At 39.6% G+C, this 16,825-nt stretch carries 18 protein-coding genes and 1 riboswitch; of the genes, 12 read left to right on the top strand and 6 right to left on the bottom strand.

Annotated elements, in window-relative coordinates:
• Positions 1-230 precede the first annotated feature (230 nt).
• The gene (locus ACZ427_RS00890) at positions 231-1,307 is read left to right on the top strand and encodes an MraY family glycosyltransferase (RefSeq protein WP_461178595.1); all 1,077 of its coding nucleotides are present in this window, start codon (positions 231-233) and stop codon (positions 1,305-1,307) included.
• Between the two features lie 55 nt (positions 1,308-1,362).
• Here the strand turns inward: ACZ427_RS00890 and ACZ427_RS00895 are convergent, their stop codons facing one another.
• The 3 genes from ACZ427_RS00895 to ACZ427_RS00905 form a co-directional block, all read right to left on the bottom strand.
• Positions 1,363-2,418, bottom strand: coding sequence for an LCP family protein (locus ACZ427_RS00895; RefSeq protein ID WP_461178596.1), 1,056 nt, complete (start codon positions 2,416-2,418; stop codon positions 1,363-1,365).
• 479 nt (positions 2,419-2,897) lie between these two features.
• A complete protein-coding gene (tagD, locus tag ACZ427_RS00900) occupies positions 2,898-3,293 on the bottom strand; it encodes a glycerol-3-phosphate cytidylyltransferase (RefSeq protein WP_461178597.1) in 396 nt (131 codons plus the stop codon).
• A gap of 204 nt (positions 3,294-3,497) precedes the next feature.
• On the bottom strand, positions 3,498-4,493 hold the full coding sequence (locus tag ACZ427_RS00905; protein ID WP_461178598.1) for an LCP family protein: 996 nt from the start codon (positions 4,491-4,493) through the stop codon (positions 3,498-3,500).
• Positions 4,494-4,686: 193 nt separating this feature from the next.
• On the opposite strand from ACZ427_RS00905, the gene ACZ427_RS00910 reads away from it, so the two are divergent.
• The 8 genes from ACZ427_RS00910 to ACZ427_RS00945 all read left to right on the top strand — a co-directional run bounded on the left by ACZ427_RS00910 (position 4,687) and on the right by ACZ427_RS00945 (position 9,611).
• Complete coding sequence (locus tag ACZ427_RS00910) at positions 4,687-4,911, top strand: DUF1659 domain-containing protein (protein WP_461178599.1); 225 nt, start codon at positions 4,687-4,689, stop codon at positions 4,909-4,911.
• Positions 4,912-4,947: 36 nt separating this feature from the next.
• The gene (locus ACZ427_RS00915; RefSeq protein WP_461178600.1) at positions 4,948-5,163 is read left to right on the top strand and encodes a DUF2922 domain-containing protein; all 216 of its coding nucleotides are present in this window, start codon (positions 4,948-4,950) and stop codon (positions 5,161-5,163) included.
• 196 nt (positions 5,164-5,359) lie between these two features.
• On the top strand, positions 5,360-5,494 hold the full coding sequence (locus ACZ427_RS00920; protein ID WP_461178601.1) for a YvrJ family protein: 135 nt from the start codon (positions 5,360-5,362) through the stop codon (positions 5,492-5,494).
• 767 nt (positions 5,495-6,261) lie between these two features.
• On the top strand, positions 6,262-6,507 hold the full coding sequence (locus tag ACZ427_RS00925; protein ID WP_461178602.1) for a hypothetical protein: 246 nt from the start codon (positions 6,262-6,264) through the stop codon (positions 6,505-6,507).
• A complete protein-coding gene (locus tag ACZ427_RS00930; protein ID WP_461178603.1) occupies positions 6,507-6,899 on the top strand; it encodes a retropepsin-like aspartic protease family protein in 393 nt (130 codons plus the stop codon). Before ACZ427_RS00925 ends, ACZ427_RS00930 begins: the two co-directional genes overlap by 1 nt.
• A gap of 408 nt (positions 6,900-7,307) precedes the next feature.
• Complete coding sequence (locus ACZ427_RS00935; RefSeq protein WP_461178604.1) at positions 7,308-7,817, top strand: YfiT family bacillithiol transferase; 510 nt, start codon at positions 7,308-7,310, stop codon at positions 7,815-7,817.
• A 224-nt stretch (positions 7,818-8,041) separates the two neighbouring features.
• Complete coding sequence (locus tag ACZ427_RS00940) at positions 8,042-8,467, top strand: MaoC family dehydratase (RefSeq protein WP_461178605.1); 426 nt, start codon at positions 8,042-8,044, stop codon at positions 8,465-8,467.
• A gap of 253 nt (positions 8,468-8,720) precedes the next feature.
• Positions 8,721-9,611 carry a YitT family protein gene (locus ACZ427_RS00945; protein WP_461178606.1) on the top strand — a complete coding sequence of 297 codons (891 nt, stop codon included), beginning with the start codon at positions 8,721-8,723 and terminating at the stop codon, positions 9,609-9,611.
• Positions 9,612-9,757: 146 nt separating this feature from the next.
• Here ACZ427_RS00945 and ACZ427_RS00950 read toward each other — a convergent pair whose 3' ends face one another.
• The 3 genes from ACZ427_RS00950 to ACZ427_RS00960 are packed head-to-tail and all read right to left on the bottom strand — an operon-like array spanning position 9,758 to position 12,910.
• Entirely contained in the window at positions 9,758-10,972 is a 1,215-nt protein-coding gene (locus ACZ427_RS00950; RefSeq protein ID WP_461178607.1) for a NupC/NupG family nucleoside CNT transporter, read from the bottom strand.
• Positions 10,973-11,007: 35 nt separating this feature from the next.
• Positions 11,008-11,955 (bottom strand): nucleoside hydrolase, encoded by a 948-nt coding sequence (locus ACZ427_RS00955; protein ID WP_461178608.1) that lies wholly within the window; start codon positions 11,953-11,955, stop codon positions 11,008-11,010.
• A gap of 13 nt (positions 11,956-11,968) precedes the next feature.
• Positions 11,969-12,910 carry a nucleoside hydrolase gene (locus ACZ427_RS00960; protein ID WP_461178609.1) on the bottom strand — a complete coding sequence of 314 codons (942 nt, stop codon included), beginning with the start codon at positions 12,908-12,910 and terminating at the stop codon, positions 11,969-11,971.
• A gap of 167 nt (positions 12,911-13,077) precedes the next feature.
• A riboswitch (purine riboswitch) is annotated at positions 13,078-13,181 on the bottom strand.
• A 496-nt stretch (positions 13,182-13,677) separates the two neighbouring features.
• Here ACZ427_RS00960 and ACZ427_RS00965 point away from each other — a divergent pair.
• The 3 genes from ACZ427_RS00965 (at position 13,678) to ACZ427_RS00975 (ending at position 16,792) form a co-directional block, all read left to right on the top strand.
• On the top strand, positions 13,678-14,793 hold the full coding sequence (locus tag ACZ427_RS00965) for an NAD(P)/FAD-dependent oxidoreductase (RefSeq protein WP_461178682.1): 1,116 nt from the start codon (positions 13,678-13,680) through the stop codon (positions 14,791-14,793).
• A gap of 254 nt (positions 14,794-15,047) precedes the next feature.
• Positions 15,048-16,031 (top strand): LacI family DNA-binding transcriptional regulator, encoded by a 984-nt coding sequence (locus ACZ427_RS00970; RefSeq protein WP_461178610.1) that lies wholly within the window; start codon positions 15,048-15,050, stop codon positions 16,029-16,031.
• Positions 16,032-16,045: 14 nt separating this feature from the next.
• The gene (locus ACZ427_RS00975) at positions 16,046-16,792 is read left to right on the top strand and encodes an SDR family oxidoreductase (protein WP_461178611.1); all 747 of its coding nucleotides are present in this window, start codon (positions 16,046-16,048) and stop codon (positions 16,790-16,792) included.
• The last annotated feature ends 33 nt before the right edge of the window (positions 16,793-16,825 follow it).

Raw genomic sequence — 16,825 nt, forward strand, 5'->3', positions numbered from 1 at the left:
TTGGCCTCCTTCATAAAACGCTTCGTTTTAGAACCACCAGGTATTCGAGGTTAAACAAAGCTTTGTTCATTTATTTGAACAAAGCTTTTTCTGCACAATACATTGCAGTTCCCGTTCTCTCATGTTTACCCCGCTAACTTTCAGGCTATATGAAAACTAGTATATACATTCCCGGAATTTATGGTAAAATGATTGTTAAAATACAACATTAAACTTAAAGCAGGTGCACTATGTGGAACATAAGTGAGTTGTTTATAGCATTTTTCATTTCAGCAGGAACAGCATTGCTTGTAACTCCGCTGATTGGTAAACTTGCTATAAAATTAAAAGTGGTTGATAAACCGGATAATCATAGGAAGACCCATAGAGGCGCAAAACCAAGCATGGGTGGAGTGGCCATTTTTATCGGCACAGGTGCAGGTTTTATGTATTTACAGCCTGCTTCTGCGGAAATGAATGCGATTGTTATTGGGGCATTTATTATGCTTCTGACAGGAATGCTCGATGATATGTTTGAACTACGGGCATTGTATAAACTGATTGGACAAACTGCTGCTGCAGTGATTGTTGTTTCTGCAGGTCTGGTTATTGAAAAGCTTACGATTCCGTTTATGGGTACGGTATATTTGGATGATTTCCTAGGCATTGTCCTTACGATATTCTGGATTTTGGCAGCTTCGAATGCAATCAATCTGATTGATGGATTGGACGGGCTTGCGGCTGGTGTTTCAGCAATTGCATTTTCTAGCATTCTCGTAATGGCGGTCATGGATTTTCGAATCCTCGTTGTTGCGCTTTGTGTTATTTTAATAGGAAGTTCTCTTGGATTCCTTGTTCATAATTTCCATCCTTCGAAAATTTTTATGGGGGATACGGGAGCACTGTTTTTAGGATATTCCATCGCGATTGTATCAATGTTAGGTCTGTTTAAAAATGTGGCATTCTTTAGCTTTCTCGTGCCGGTCATTGTTATAGCAATTCCGGTTTTTGATACGATTCTTGCGATTATACGGCGTTCCATGAATAATCAGGGGATTGCTACACCGGATAAGATGCATATTCATTACCAGCTGATAAGTATGGGATACTCGCACCGAGCTTCTGTATTAATCATTTATGGATTCAGCATATTCTTCGGGACGATGGCAATCATCTTCAATAGTGCCACACTGTTAACGTCACTATTTATATTCGGTGTGATTATTTTAGGGATACAGTTAATTGCGGAAATAGCGGGGATTACCATCTACAATAGACAGCCCTTGCTGGATGGATTACGGCGGTTGTCAGGAATGAAAGAAGATTAATAGAAGAAGCTAAAAAAGCTGCTATTCTTATTTAAAAGAATAGCAGCTTTTTAGTTTAATAGGGTTGTGACCCGTCTTCTGAAGGTGTTGCTTGTTGTTCGGAAGCTTCATCCTCCGCTAAGGAATTCGATATTTCCAGATGATTTTGCAGCATTGACTTTGTTTCTGCAAGGGCGGGCTCATCAAGTGCCCAGTAATACGTTCCTGCAGGTCGATAGTCGTAGCCTTGTAGTGTATACGTGTTAATATCCAGGTTCGTTCCACTTGTACCATAGGAAATAAATGTTTTCATATCACTGAAAGTCATACTTGTCTTCATGTTGTCTCCAACAGCTTCCAGAATATCATCATAATTCAGGACAGAATTCACGGATACTGCTTTATTTATAACTGCTTTCATAATTTGCTGCTGCCGCTTTCCGCGCTCAATATCATTATCAAGCTTTCTCGTCCGGGCCAGCGCCAGTGCTTCTTCCCCGTTTACTTTCTGTTCTCCAGGCTTCAGATGAATGGCATCACGTTCATCCATGGAATTCGATTCTTTGAATTCATAAGGCACATCCACTTCAATTCCATTCAAGGCATCAACAACATCTACGAATGCATGGAAGTTAACTTTTACATGGTAATCAACGGGAATATCTAGTAAATTTTCAACCGTTTCGATCGTTGCTTCAGGTCCCCCATATGCATGGGCGTGATTGATTTTATCCTCATAACCGACTTCCGGGATATACACAAGCGAGTCCCTTGGGATGCTGATCAGATTAACACTGCTCTCATCCTTGTTAAAGGTTGCAAGCATCAATGCATCTGTTCGTGCACTTTCTGAATTGTCTCTGTGTTTATTTGCATCCACACCCATAATGAGAACTGAAACATTATCAATACTCGGATCGACTTTTGCATCCCGCAGTGGCGATTTTTCCCTTTCATCCTCCACATAGGAGTCAGACAAAACCGAATCTGCTTTAATATATAAATAAGCCCCATAGCTTAATGCTGCCATAAATGCGATGAATGGTATAAGAATAAAAAATACCCGTTTACGCAATTTCTTTTTATGCTTTTTTCGGACTACCCTCGTTTGTGTTAAATGATTCTTAGCCATTTATAATTTCTCCTTTAATTACGAAACATCTGGCTGATTTTTAAGCCGATGTTAAGTATATGCAAACCAATCTTAATTTTACTATGATTCGACAGATTAGTAAATTAAATTTTTATTACAATTGTTAATGTGCTAGATTCGACACACACTTGTAGTAGACGACAAGCCATGGAGGAAAGTTACAAAGAGAAGTAAATTATGGCTGATTTTTTAATTTGGGGCTGCGATTACGCTTTCCATCGAAAAGGCTTGGGACTGTGATTACTCGTCCCACCAAAGACATTTGGGGCAACGCTTATGTGACCAACATCGTGTTGGCCCGAGGCTGAAGCGTTCCCTGTGGAAAGTGAGTATTTTTTAGCAGCGCTGGACGAGCAACCATTTTGTAAAGGATAAGAGGAAGTCACTGTTAGGATAGTCGCGTTTTATATCAACTTTGATGGTTAACGACCAACAAAATTTGTGAAAAGCCAAGTTTTCTAATATTTCATTGTCGAGATATGTTTCTTTATCTTTGTACTTGAAACTCCGGTTGTTCTGGGCAGATAAACAACATCACAGTAATCTGTTAAATAATCAAATTTACCTTGCCAGTCGTCTCCCATTACAAAAATATCTGCATGCTGTTCGTTAATATCATCTATTTTCTGTTCCCATGTATGTTCCGGAATTACCTTATCGACAAAGCGTATTGCTTCAACGATAATTTTTCGGTCCTCATAGGAATAGTAAGCCTGTTTCTTTTTCATTCGGTTAAATGCATCGGTAGAGACACCAACAATTAAATAATCACCCATTTCTTTGGCGCGACTTAAAAGTTTAATGTGTCCGGGATGCAGTAAGTCAAAGGTGCCGTATGTGATGATCCGTTTCATACCGGTTACCTCCAATACGATGTGAGTCTTTCGAAATGTAGGGCAGTTCACTCGATTTGGCAGTGCTCGCGCTCGCTTGATTTAACAGTAACATCGCTCAAATCGAATCAATTGCTTTCCCGCTCGCAGTTATAAATAGTATACCATTATAAAGACATAGATGACACACCTATTGTGAAAATGTCAAACAAATCAATCACCTTTCTAAAACGGTTCTACATCGTCTTCTGCAAAATCAGTCATTTCATTTTCAAGTGGTACTTCCAGATGCTGGCTTAGTTCCGTTTGTATCTGGATTCTGCTGTTTTCTTCCACCTGATAATACCAGCCGCCATTCGCCATATAACCACCACTACCTTCAAAGTTAACCGTTTCGATAGATACATGTTTATCCAGCCCGTAAGATAAAAAACCTCTTATTTCGGGAAAACTCAGATTTGTGCTCATATGATCACCAACAGCAGTAATCACATTTTCCAATTTTAATATGGACGATGCGGAAGCGGCTTTGTCAGCAATTGCTTTCATGATTTCCTGCTGGCGCTTTCCCCGTGCAATATCGCTGTCTTGCTTTCGCGTACGGGCTAATGCCAAAGCTTCTTCACCGTTTAGTGTCTGCTCTCCGGGATATAAATGAATGGAATTTTTGTCGTCGTCCGAATCGGATTCTTCAAACTCATAGGGTACATCGAAGGTAATTCCATTTAAGGCATCTACCACATCAACAAATGCATTGAAATCCATGCGAACAAAGTAATCGACAGGTACGTTCAGGAAATTCTCCACCGTTTCGATGGTTGCTTTTGCACCGCCATGGGCATGCGCATGATTGATTTTTGTGGAATAGCCGACTTCAGGAATATAAACATAGGAATCCCGTGGAATGGTTAGAAGCTTGACGGAATTATGATCCTGATTAAATGTAGCAAGCAGAAGGGCATCGGATCTGCTGGTTGTTTCATTCCGGTGCTCACTGTCATCCACCCCAATAAAAAGAACGGAAACATTGTCTTCTACCGGATCAACGGGAAGGTCACGCAGGGAAGAGCTCCCAACATCTTCATGCGAGTCACCCACCATATCAGCAGCTGTGTCGACAAGATGTGCAGCGTATCCAACCCCGATTCCAACAAGGAACAGGAGGAATATCCCACCATATAAAAGAATTTTTTTCCATGGAATTGATACACTTTTTCCCATTTACTGAGCACCTCACGACATGATTTATCTTTATTTTACAATTAATTCAGGAAGATGTGTAGTCTCTTATTCATATTCCCTCTAATTATATGAAGCAATACGTTTGTATACGAAAAAAATAAAATGATTAACTTTCTGTTTGCCCCTTTTATTGGCTCACACGCGATTATAGTTGTGAAAGGGGGTGAGACAGATGGCAGTAGCAGATAAAATTAGTTCCACACTGCGTATCGTTTTTTACGGTGGAGAGGATGCCGACACTGGTGCTCCAATCTATAAATACAAAAGCTTCAGTAACGTAAAAACCGATGCAACGGCAGATCAGTTGATGCCGATTGCACGAGCGGTCGTCGATTTGCAGGAGCTTCCACTTTACACGGTGGAACGTAGGGACAACTCAGAATTACGTGAGGAGTAATCCGGTTAGAAAATAAAAGCGAAAGGAGGATGAATCATGAAAAAATTGGAACTTAAATTCAAGAACACCACGGGGAAAATCGTCACCTATTCACTGAACAATCCAGTTGAGCCGGCGGACCCAGCAGCAATCGAAGCTGCTATGGACGAGATCATCACCCAAAATGCCTTCAATTCGTCAGGCGGAGATCTCGTTGAGAAACACAGTGCGCGCTTCGTTGAGCGTATTGTGGAAGATATTGAATTAAATTAATACCGTTTAACAAACATGACCAGGGGTGAGCCACTGGTCATGTTTTTGTAAGATGGATGTATATGCGTGGGGTGGTGTAGAATCGAGCAGGGCGTAGTCGAAATCGAGTGAAGCGGCAGTCGGTTCGAGCGATCTCTCAATTAAATCGAGCGACAGCACCACTCAACCCCCACCCAATAGAAAGGAGGAAGTACCAATGGAAACCTGGATACCATTCGTCACAGAGGTTGGCTTTCCGATTGCGGTAACGTTTTATTTGCTGCACCGTGTCGAGGGGAAGCTCAACCAGCTGATCGAATCCATTCATGCGTTGCCTGAGAAAATGAGGTAAGAAGGAAATCGGTTCTCTGATGAAGCAGAGGACCGATTTTTTTCGCGAGTGGAGCCATACGCTATAGGTGCATGGGTGATGCCACAGGAGGAACCACATGCGATGACTAGCATATGTAGATCTTGGAGGGGCATGGGCAATAATGGCTACGCTGAATCGGATTGCCAATACCCTTTCATCATAAATAAAGAGAATAAGTATGCGTATATCAATTTCTTATCCAATCAGGATGTAGCAATGTCGTGATACATATAAGCTTTCATTTGAATTTCCTTCCCTAAGTACCCTGATTTATTCGATATATATAGTTAATGTTCGTAATATAGTTTTGATGTGTTATGAATGTTTCATTTCATTGATTTATGAAATTTGCGGGATGTTTGTAAAGGCATACTTTATAAACGCTAACAAAACCCTATGTGAGAATATGGCCAGATTGCGGAAAATCCTCCCTAATATAATTAAATAGTTATGTTAAAATAAATGGAGATTGTGAACGCAGCAAGTTGGTAGATAGATTTTTGACAGGTCTGTTTATACAAAAGCAAAAGAAGAAAGAGCTTCTAAATATATTGTTGCTCAAGGGCGGGAATGTTGACTCAGTTGTTTAGCAGTTAAGAAAGCATAAAACTTTCTTACTGCATAAGTGCAACTAAGGCTTTTGCCACAAAGGCTTGGCAAAAGCCGAGTTTTCTAATTTGCATTTAGTCATTTGTATAGGATGATACTGTATTCTCATTTATAATGAAGATAAGGAGGGATGCGAAATGAAATGGAAAGAAGCTCGGGAACTATTTCCTAATCAGTTTCTTTTGGTTTCCATTTTGGATTATCATTATGAGGGTGACAGGAAGATAGTTGATGAAGTAGCTCCAATACGGCCAATCAAAGATGAAGATGCAAATAAAGAGTTTTTCAATGCAAAAGAGGGAACAATGGTTTATCATACAGGAAATAAAAATTTTGTAATCCACATACGTAGAGATCCCCTAATGAAAGTGAGAAGGATGTAATGAACCTATTTTATGATGGACAACTTATCACGACCTCTTTAACTGTCACATTCCGTGGGGAAGCACTAAAAATAGACGGTGTCGTTGTGGATACCGGGTCATCCCATACTGTTATTTCACCAGATATTTTAGAAGCAATTGGAGTAACATATGAAAATGGTGACACGATTTATGAAGCATATGGGATGGGTGGTAGTGTTCCATTTTATACAAAAAACATGGACAAAATACAGATAAACTCATTCACTATAAAAGACGCCCAAGTAGATGTAGGAATGTTGCCTCAAGGCCATAGTGCATTGCTTGGATTAGATATTTTAAAACATTATAATTTTATCATTGATTTAGATAAATTAGAATTGTATCCATCAATGCAGGAAAAAGAGGGTTAGCTTATCATATTTTACTAATCCTCCTTTTTGTGTTTTGTTTAATAACACTTCATAAGGGAATTAGATATTTATGTTAAAATATAAAGAGGATTATGAGATAATTTATGTAATACTAAAGGCTCTTCACCAAAATCTATGGTTGACAAACTAGGTGTAATTATGAATTATAGTAACCGCTGCGGAAAAACACTACGCTTTCCGCGGGCTTGAGCTCAGCCTCCTCGGAAAAAAGGAGTTCATTTTTTTCCTGCGGGGTCTTCCCACTGCGCTTTCCCGCAGGAGTCTCCGTGTTTTCCTCCGCTAACGAGTCTTATTACCATATTTATCCACTAATATCAACCATAGATTTTAGTGTTGACCCATACTAAAAAAGTAAAACATAACGGATAGGGAAAAGGGGGATTGAAAATGGATGTAAGATATCCAATTGGGAAATTACAAGTTCCTGAAAAAGTAACAGTAGAAAATATTCAAGAATGGCTAAAGGAAATCGAAACTTACACGATTCGATTAAGAGAAACTGTTGACTCATTAAGTGACGAGGAATTAAGCAGAATATATCGTGATGGTAGCTGGACAGTTCGCGAGCTTGTTCATCACATTGCAGATTCTCAGTTGAACATGTATCAACGTTTGAAGCTGGCTTTAACAGATGAGAATCCAACAGTACCAGCTTTTGATCAAGAAAAGTGGGCTATTCAACCAGATACAAAGCTTCCTGTAGAAAGTTCTATTAAAATGCTAGAAGGTATAAATGAGCGCATCGTATCTTTAGGATATCGTTTAACGGAAGAGCAATTAGATCGAGCTTTTACTCACCAGAAAAACGGAAAAATAACAGTCGCAACAAAAGTTGCAAAATTAGCTTGGCACGAAGAGCACCACTTAGCCCATATTAAAATCGCATTATCAAAATAATACAATATGTATGGAATTGGCTTATCGAACGTCGATAAGCCAATTTTTTTAAATCACAGAAGTTTTATTCCATTAAAGCCTGTTACTGCAATAAGTGGTGGAATCTTTTAGTAACTGGCATGATAATAGAACAAGAAAAAAACAAAAATTAGTACCAACTATTAATGATAGATGTTAAAGTCAATGAAGTACTAGTGTTAACTAATCATTAAGAGGTGTTTTGTATGAAGTTACATGAATTTACAATTGGAGATGTGTTCGAAACGAAATCATATAAATTAACAAAAGAGGATATTGTGAGGTTTGCAGCTGATTTTGACCCACAATATATGCATGTAGACGAGGAAAAAGCAAATCAGGGAAGATTTAATGGAATCATTGCTTCCGGAATACATACACTAGCCATTTCATTTAAGCTATGGGTTGAAGAAGGTAGATATGGTGAGGATGTTATTGCTGGAACAAGAATGAATAACATTAAATTTATAAAGCCAGTGTATCCTGATGATGAATTACATATCATTGTTGAGGTTATTGATAAAAAAGCAATAAAGAATGAAACAGGTCTCCTTACGGTATTGTTATCTACTTTCAATGAAAAGGAAGAAAAAGTTTTTGAGGGTGATTTAACCGTATTGATAAAGCGATGAAGATTATATTTGTAAGTAATCTTCATCGAGTAACTGGCTATAGCTTAATAAGCAATAAGGCAGTATATTCACTGTTGTGAATTTCGGCAAAAGGACGCGAGAAACGAATAAGACTTATGCCCTTTCTTGAATCATTGGGCCATATTCTGGAATATTAAGTAGCGTACATCAAAGAAGTTTCACTCAATTCGTGCAACATAAAATAAATACTTATGTACTGATTATTAATTAGAGAGAGAAAAGGAAGTGCGATATGAAGGATTTTGGACTTATGGTGTTGGGTACTTTTTTCTTTGCTTTTTCAGTAGCGATATTTGCAATGCCTAACTCGCTTGCAGAGGGTGGTATCCCTGGATTATCACTCTTACTTTATTTTGGGTTAGGCTGGTCTCCTGCATTGGTGAACTTCATCGCAAATGGAATCGTTTTATTAATTAGTTATCGTTACTTGCCTAAGTCAGTAATAATAAAATCAATTATTGCTATCCCCTTATTTTCAGTACTTCTTTTCGTATTAGAGGATTTTGGATCTGCACTGAATGACCCCCTTCTTGCTGCTCTTTATACGGGAGTATTTACTGGAATTGGCTTTGGTTTCATCTTTCGTTCGGGAAGTACGATAGGTGGAACGTCCACGATTGCAAAAGTGTTAAACTATAAATTTGGTTGGGAAATCACAGGAACAAACTTTGTGTTAGATGCTCTCGTTGTTGCGGGTGGAATATTAGTTATTGGTCCCATTCTAACATTAAACACTGTAGTGGCTTTATTTATTGGCAAGCGAGTGACTGACTACGTCTTAGAAGGGTTTGAATCAAAAAAGGTTGTTCATATATTCTCAGATTATAGCGAATCAATAGCTCGTTCTATTCGAGAGAATCTTGGTACCCATACTACGATCTTGCAAGGTAAAAATGATGGGAATGGAAACGATGAGAATCTTATTTATGTTGCCGTTCCAAAACAGCAATTATTTTATTTAAAAAAATTGATTCGTGAGGTTGATGAAGATGCGTTTACTGTTGTTAATACAGTAAAAGATGTGAGTGGTGGTTCGTTTGCAAAAGCTCACTATCCAACACAAAAAACGTTTAGTAGTGCAAAGGAAGAAAAACAGTACTATAAAGAAAAAGCTGAAGAATGACAAGAACATCTAACCCTTGACCGATTATTTCTTTTAAAGCAGGTGTTAAATAATCCCCCACCTGTTTTTAGATAAAGGGTCAGTCCCCTCCTACTCTAAAGCTTTCGTGTGAGAGGGGACTGACCCTGTAAATGCGAATGGTTTGTCTATATTAACATTCCAGCAATAGCAGCACTTAATAAATTAGCCAGTGTACCGCCAATGATGGCTAAAAAGCTATATTTTGCAAATAATTCTCTCCGGGATGGAGCTAGACTACCGAAACCTCCAATAATCATTCCGATCGCAGCTAAGTTAGCAAATCCACACAAAGCAAAGCTGATAACTGCTACGGTTTTATCGGAGAAAGTATCTATATCTTGGGCAAAGGAACTAAATGCTACAAATTCATTTAATACAAATTTCTGACCAATATAGGATCCTGCTCTCAGTGCTTCCTCCCAAGGAACACCGATGACGAAGGCTATTGGAGCTAATAGTATGCCAAGAATACGTTCTAGTGTAAGGTTTTCCAAACCAAAGATACCACCGATCCAATCAAGGCCAAGGTTAACTAAAGCAATAAGAGAGATAAAAGCTAGTATGAGTGCACCTATATTTAGAGCGATCTTTAACCCTGTTGATGCTCCTTTCGCTACAGCATCAATGATGTTCACAGTTTCTGTATCTTTTGCAATCTTAATCACTTTGTCGTCCATTGGCTTTTCCGTTTCTGGTATTAATATTTTTGCCATCAAAAGACCTGCTGGTGCAGCCATAAACGCGGCAGCAATAAGAAACTCTAATGGAACACCAAGGAGGGAGTATCCTACTAAAACAGATCCTGAAACAGAAGCGGACCCTCCAGTCATGACAGCGAATAATTCAGACTTGGTCATTTTCTCCATATATGGCTTGACGATTAATGGAGCTTCTGTTATTCCAATGAAAATATTAGCAGCAGCAGCCATGGATTCTGGTTTGGTTGTTTTTAGAATTTTGCTTAAAAACCCACCTACTAGTTTTGTTATAAATTGCATAATACCTAAATAAAATAATACCGAAATTAAAGAGGAGAAAAAGATAATAACAGTAAGAACTTGGAAGGCGAATACAAATTCCACACCTTCTCCAGCTAATACTCCCCCGAATATAAAATCAATACCTGCACTGGAAGAATCAATAATACTTTGTACGAAATTCGTAACCCATTGAAAGATTTCTTTCCCAGTTTCCCATTTTAATACAATGAATCCAAAGATAATTTGTAGTAATAGTGCGCCGATGATCGTGCGCACATTGATTGCCTTTTTATTTGTAGATAGTAAAAAGGCGATACCTAAAATGACGATGATTCCTAAGATTCCCCATAAAAATTGCATATGATGTCGTCCTCTCTTGGTGTTTTGTTAAGAAATTATGAAATGGATTGTAAGACGTCCAACACATGATCCTTAAACTCATTCCGGTCCACTTCTTCACATACTCGAACATTCGGTTCATGACCACTACGGTTGTTGACATCAACCATACTATACCCTCGAGTCAACTCTCCCTTTGTTTCTACATCGACAAAATATTTGTTTGATTTGGTCATTAGTTCTTCGTTTGCGGCGATAGCTACTAACAATGTATCCGGATGTGTTGTTCCATTTAATCGGTGTACTTCTTTGTTAAATTTCATTACTACTTTATTAATCTGAATAAAAAACGCAGATCCTTTGGTTAATAGGTTTTCGATTTCGTTATGGTCGTCATCATCCATAATGGAATATTTGGTGCACATGTCCCAACCTACTAGTGTAATAGGAATTCCGGAATGTAATACGATTCTGGCAGCTTCTGGATCAACCCAGAAGTTATACTCCGCTGCTGCGGTAATATTTCCAAGGGAATTGTTGGTTCCCCCCATTATATAAATATGTGGTATATCCTTTATAATGGAAGGAGCCTTTTTGATTGCCATTGCAATATTGGTTAATGGTGCAATGGCTAATAGATTGATTTCACCTGGATTTGTTTTCACTTTCTCGATGATAAAATCTACTGCATGTCCCTCTTCCGGACGCTGTTTCGCTTTTTCAAAAAAGCTATCTCCCATTCCATCTCTTCCATGAACATCTTCCACGGTTTGATGGCGTTCGACTACACTAGTTAGGAGTGGCCCTTCCATCCCTTTGTATACCGGAACGTGTTCATTGGGGTTTGCTACCTGAATCGTATAAAGAGCATTTTCTACCTGTTGATCAAAGTCTACATTTCCTCCTGTAATGGTCACACCTTCTGCTTTAAAATAATGCATTGCTGTTAGGAGGGCAATTGTGTCATCACCGGCAGTATCTGTATCAATAATTACTTTTCGCATGAAATATTTCTCCTCATTTATTTTGTTTAGCTAGCTCTGTGATGTAGTCAAAGAAGTTGTCCCGATCTACTTCATAGACTAATTCTGCTTCTCTTCCGTTTTCAGAGAGTTCCGTTCTACCTTGACTAGCTCCTGACGGGTGAACGATAGATTTCACTTTTTTCTTCTTCACTAAGTCGCTATTTCCGATACTAGCAGTAGTTAGGACGTCCCATAAAAAGTAAGTGGAGTTTGTTTGGAAATGAACCAATGGTGGAACCATCGCGTAACACTGGCCCAAGAAATCAATTCCTATATCTTTTCTTTGTGATGCCCATTTTTTTCTAACATCTAACGTAAGAGGAACCATATTCGTACTTTCTAGGGCAACGAGATCAATAGGAATGGAGCTATCCCATACTACTTTTACAGCTTCTGGATCCCAGAATGCATTCCATTCTGCTGTCCCATCATGTTCTGGTTCTTCCACGTTACCATTTTCTAGGAAGGTACCACCCATCCAAACTAATTTTTCAATGTTTTGCTCGATGTCTGGGGCAGTTCGAAGTGCACGAGCTAAATCAGTCAATGGTCCTATAAAAACTAATGTAGCTGGTGAATCACTCTCACGAAGTACTTTGATCAGATGTTCATGTGCAGGTAATTCCGATTCTTTTGTTTGGATCCGTTCAGATTCATTCAATAATGGCAATGCATCGACAAAAAATGCGTGCATACGCCAGTCTTTCGGGAAAGGATTTTTTCCACGGGAATTAGAAGCTGAAACTTCTATTTTTTCATCGTTTCCAAATCTATCGATAATCTTTCTACTAGCATACATTGCTGGCTCTAAATAACAATCTGCAGGAATAACGCCAACACCTAGTAAATTTACATTTTCCATTTGTAATAATAGGAATAAAGAGACGAGATCGTCTACTCCTCCATCATGATTTAAATATACATTTTTATTCATTTTGCTACCTCCTAGATATTTTATATATTCTTAATATTGGCCAAAAGAAAAAGGTCTAAAACATAGAATGTCTTCTACGTTTTTAGACCTACGAGCTAAGTATATATAATGAAGCAAAAAAAGTGCTACATTATAATTGGAGGTGACTTGTTATCCTAGATAACAATCATCCTTATACTTTAACTCGTAGTCCGGTTCTTTCAGTGGGAACCAGGTAGAGACACTCAGACCATATTACTGAGAATATACGAGTAATGATATTTAAAATAATACTTTGTTAATATAACAGAGAAGTTGGAGATAATCAACGGAAAAGTGAACGTTTATTTTTAAAAAGCAATGATTGTTCGTTTTTATGGGATGAAAAAGAGGGGGGGGATGGATGGAAAATCCGTGATTTCCGAAACTATAAAAAATTGAAAGACGGACGGATTTTTTGAGACGGAGGGAGAGTGCGAGAGAAAAGGGCCAGTCCCCGTTGCACTAAAGTATTAGCCTGGCGTGGGATTGACCTACATTTCCCGTATATTTTTGCTCTATATTATTTCATCCAAAATCTTTATTTTTTTATTAGTAACCGGAAAAAGGTATAATCTTGGTTCATGATGGTTATTCGTTTTAAAATATGAAAATGGGTATGCAAAAATAACGTTAAACCAATCGCAGGACATAAATTTCAATTCCGATTGAAGTATTGGGTAATTGTCTTAAAGCTTCGGATTGGGTAAAATAACGAAAGAATAAGTCAAAAAAATAAAGGTGTCAACATTATGAAGCATATCATCATCGGAGCAGGGATCCTTGGCGCATCAACTGCCTACCATTTAGCTAAAAGGGGAGAAGACGTCGTCATGATCGATCGTCATGAACCTGGTCAGGCCACGCGGAATGCAGCAGGCATCGTCTGCCCATGGCTGACGAATCGGAGTAATAAGGCGTGGTATCAGCTTGTGCTCAAGGGTGCGAAATATTATCCCACGCTCATTGAAGAACTAAATCGTGAAGGAGAAACGGAAACAGGATACAAACAAGTCGGTGCGGTGAATATCTTTGATACCGAGGAAAAATTGGATCAGAAGATGGAAGTCGCCTATAAACGGAAGGAAGAGGCTCCAGAAATGGGAGAGATAACGCGATTGTCTCCGGAACAGACAAAAGCGCTTTTTCCCCCTGTTTCAGAAAGCTATCGGGCTGTTCATATTGCAGGCGCTGCCCGTGTGGATGGAGCAGGTTTGAACGACTCCCTCCTCCGGGCAGCACAGAAAAAGGGGGCTGATTTGATCCATGGAGATGCCTCATTCCTATTTAAAAATGGGGAAATACAAGGTGTAGACGTGCATGGTGAACCCCACCAGGCAGATCAAGTGATTGTCACGAATGGCGCGTGGACGAATGCCTTATTTGCCCCTGTTGGAATGAAGTCGAATGTCACTTTTGAGAAAGCGCAGATTGTTCACTTACAAATGCCTGGAGTAAACACGAGTGATTGGCCTGTCATGTTACCACCATTCAACCATTATATGCTTACGTTCGGCGATGGGAGAATTGTTGTCGGGGCGACCAAGGAAAATACCAGTTCTTTCGATTTTCGTGTCACTACGGGTTCGGTCCATGAGTTGATGGACAAAGCGTTACGCGTAGCTCCTGGTTTGGCCGACGCTACCTATATAGGTACAAAGGTAGGTTTCCGCCCCTTCACACCTGGATCCTTGCCTGTCATCGGCCGTGTTCCAGGTTTTGCTAATATTCTAATCGCGAATGGATTAGGAGCATCAGGATTGACGAGTGGACCGTATGTAGGCGCTCAGCTTGCAAAACTTGCGGTTGGTGAAAAAACGGAAATCAGCCTGGAATCATTCGACCCGAAGGATTTGTTTGTATGATTTGTATGAAGAAGCTTCCCATTAGCGGGAAGCTTCAGATCATATGTCATCGCGGATGATATTGTCTCTTAATAGGAGTCCCACCAATGGGAGAATCATTTGATAGGTCTATACAGATAATTTCGAAATAAAATACATATAAAACCGAAAACCAGTGAAAAACTCCCATTGACAAACGAATTGCTCACACGTAATATGAAAGAAAATGTAATCGTTTACAAGATTTTTACAAACGGAAGGAAGCAGGTGGTCGGATGGCGACGATCCAAGAGGTTGCAAAGCATGCGGGGGTATCTGTTGCGACAGTGTCCCGGGTGATAAATGATAGTGTTACAGTGACAGAGAAAACGAGAGTTCGAGTGGAAAAGGCAATTGAGGAATTGAATTATGAGCCGAGTGTACTTGGAAGAAATTTGAGAACTTCCGAAAGCAGACTGCTGCTTGTAATGATTCCGAGCATTGCCAATCCCTTTTACTCGGAAATTATCAATGGTATTGAGGATACGGCGATTGCGCAAGGATATAATATTCTTCTTTGTGAGACAGATTCTAATCCGGAGCGAGAAGCGATTTATTTTAATTTGATCCGAAATCGCCTGGCAGATGGGATTATTTCGATGGATCCGACGGTGAATAAGGATAAGTTGAATGAGCTTGCTGCAAGCTACCCGGTCGTACAATGTAGTGAATATGATGAGGATGGCACCATTCCACATGTCACCATCGATAATGAGCAGGCTGCATATCAGGCGGTGAAGCATTTGATTAAATTAGGCCAGAAAAACATCGCATTAGTCAATTCGGATGAGAAATTTTTATATGCTCGAGAGCGCCGGCGTGGCTATGAAAAAGCACTGGAGGAATATGGCCTCCCTGTTCGAAAAGAATGGATTTATCATGCGGATAAGCTGGAATTCCAAAGTGGACAGCAGGCGGTACGGGTATTGATGAGCCAAAAGGACAAACCGACTGCTATTTTTGCTGTGTCTGATATTTTTGCGATTGGTGCATTGAAAGAAATAAATGTCACAGGACTTCAGGTGCCTCAGGATATCGCAATTGTCGGCTTTGATAAAATCAATTTTTCCAATATGACATATCCGACACTGACAACGGTTGCCCAGCCGATGTACAGAATGGGTACGATGGCAGCACGCATGATTATCAATAAAATCAGTGGCAAGGAAGTGGAAAGCATTATTTTGGATCATGAATTAATTATTAGAGAATCTACATAAGGGGGAATGTGCTAATGAAAAAAACAGTCGCAGTTGTAACAGGTGTTAGCCATACAGACGGAATTGGTGCAGCGACGTGTAGAATGCTGGCTGAAAAGGGGATAGATATATTTTTCACCCATTGGAAAGCGGAAGCGTCATGGCCGAAACGTTTTCAAAATGAATTGGATAAAATGGGGGCCGCTTGTTCAAGTATGGCGGTTGATTTGTCTAAAGAAGATGCAGCGTTAAAGGTTTTACAGACAGCAGAAGAACAGCTTGGTTTTCCGGAAATTCTAGTCAATAATGCTGCCCATTCGACAAGTGATGGTTATGAAAAGCTCGATGCAAAGACGCTGGATGCGCATTATGCCGTGAATATACGGGCTACATCTCTTTTAAGTGTGGCGTTTGCAAAACGGTCGAAGGAAATAAATCGAGCGTCAGGCAGGATCATTAATCTGACATCTGGCCAGGCGCAGGGTCCGATGACAGGGGAATTAGCTTATGTCGCGACAAAGGGTGCGATTGCTGCATTTACACTTTCCCTGTCTGCAGAGCTCGCGCCACTGGGAATAACAGTTAACGCTGTAAATCCAGGGCCTACAGATACAGGATGGATGACAGAGAATCAAAAGCAGGAGCTATTGCCGAAATTTCTAATGAAGCGAATGGGGCATCCAGATGATGCGGCTCGTTTAATTGCATTTCTTGCCAGTGAGGATGCAGGCTGGATTACGGGGCAGGTGATTAATTCGGAAGGGGGATTTTATAGGAGTTGAGTTTTAAATCTATTTCCCGGGAAATACCGACAC

It is taken from the genome of Virgibacillus ainsalahensis, from assembly GCF_055380755.1.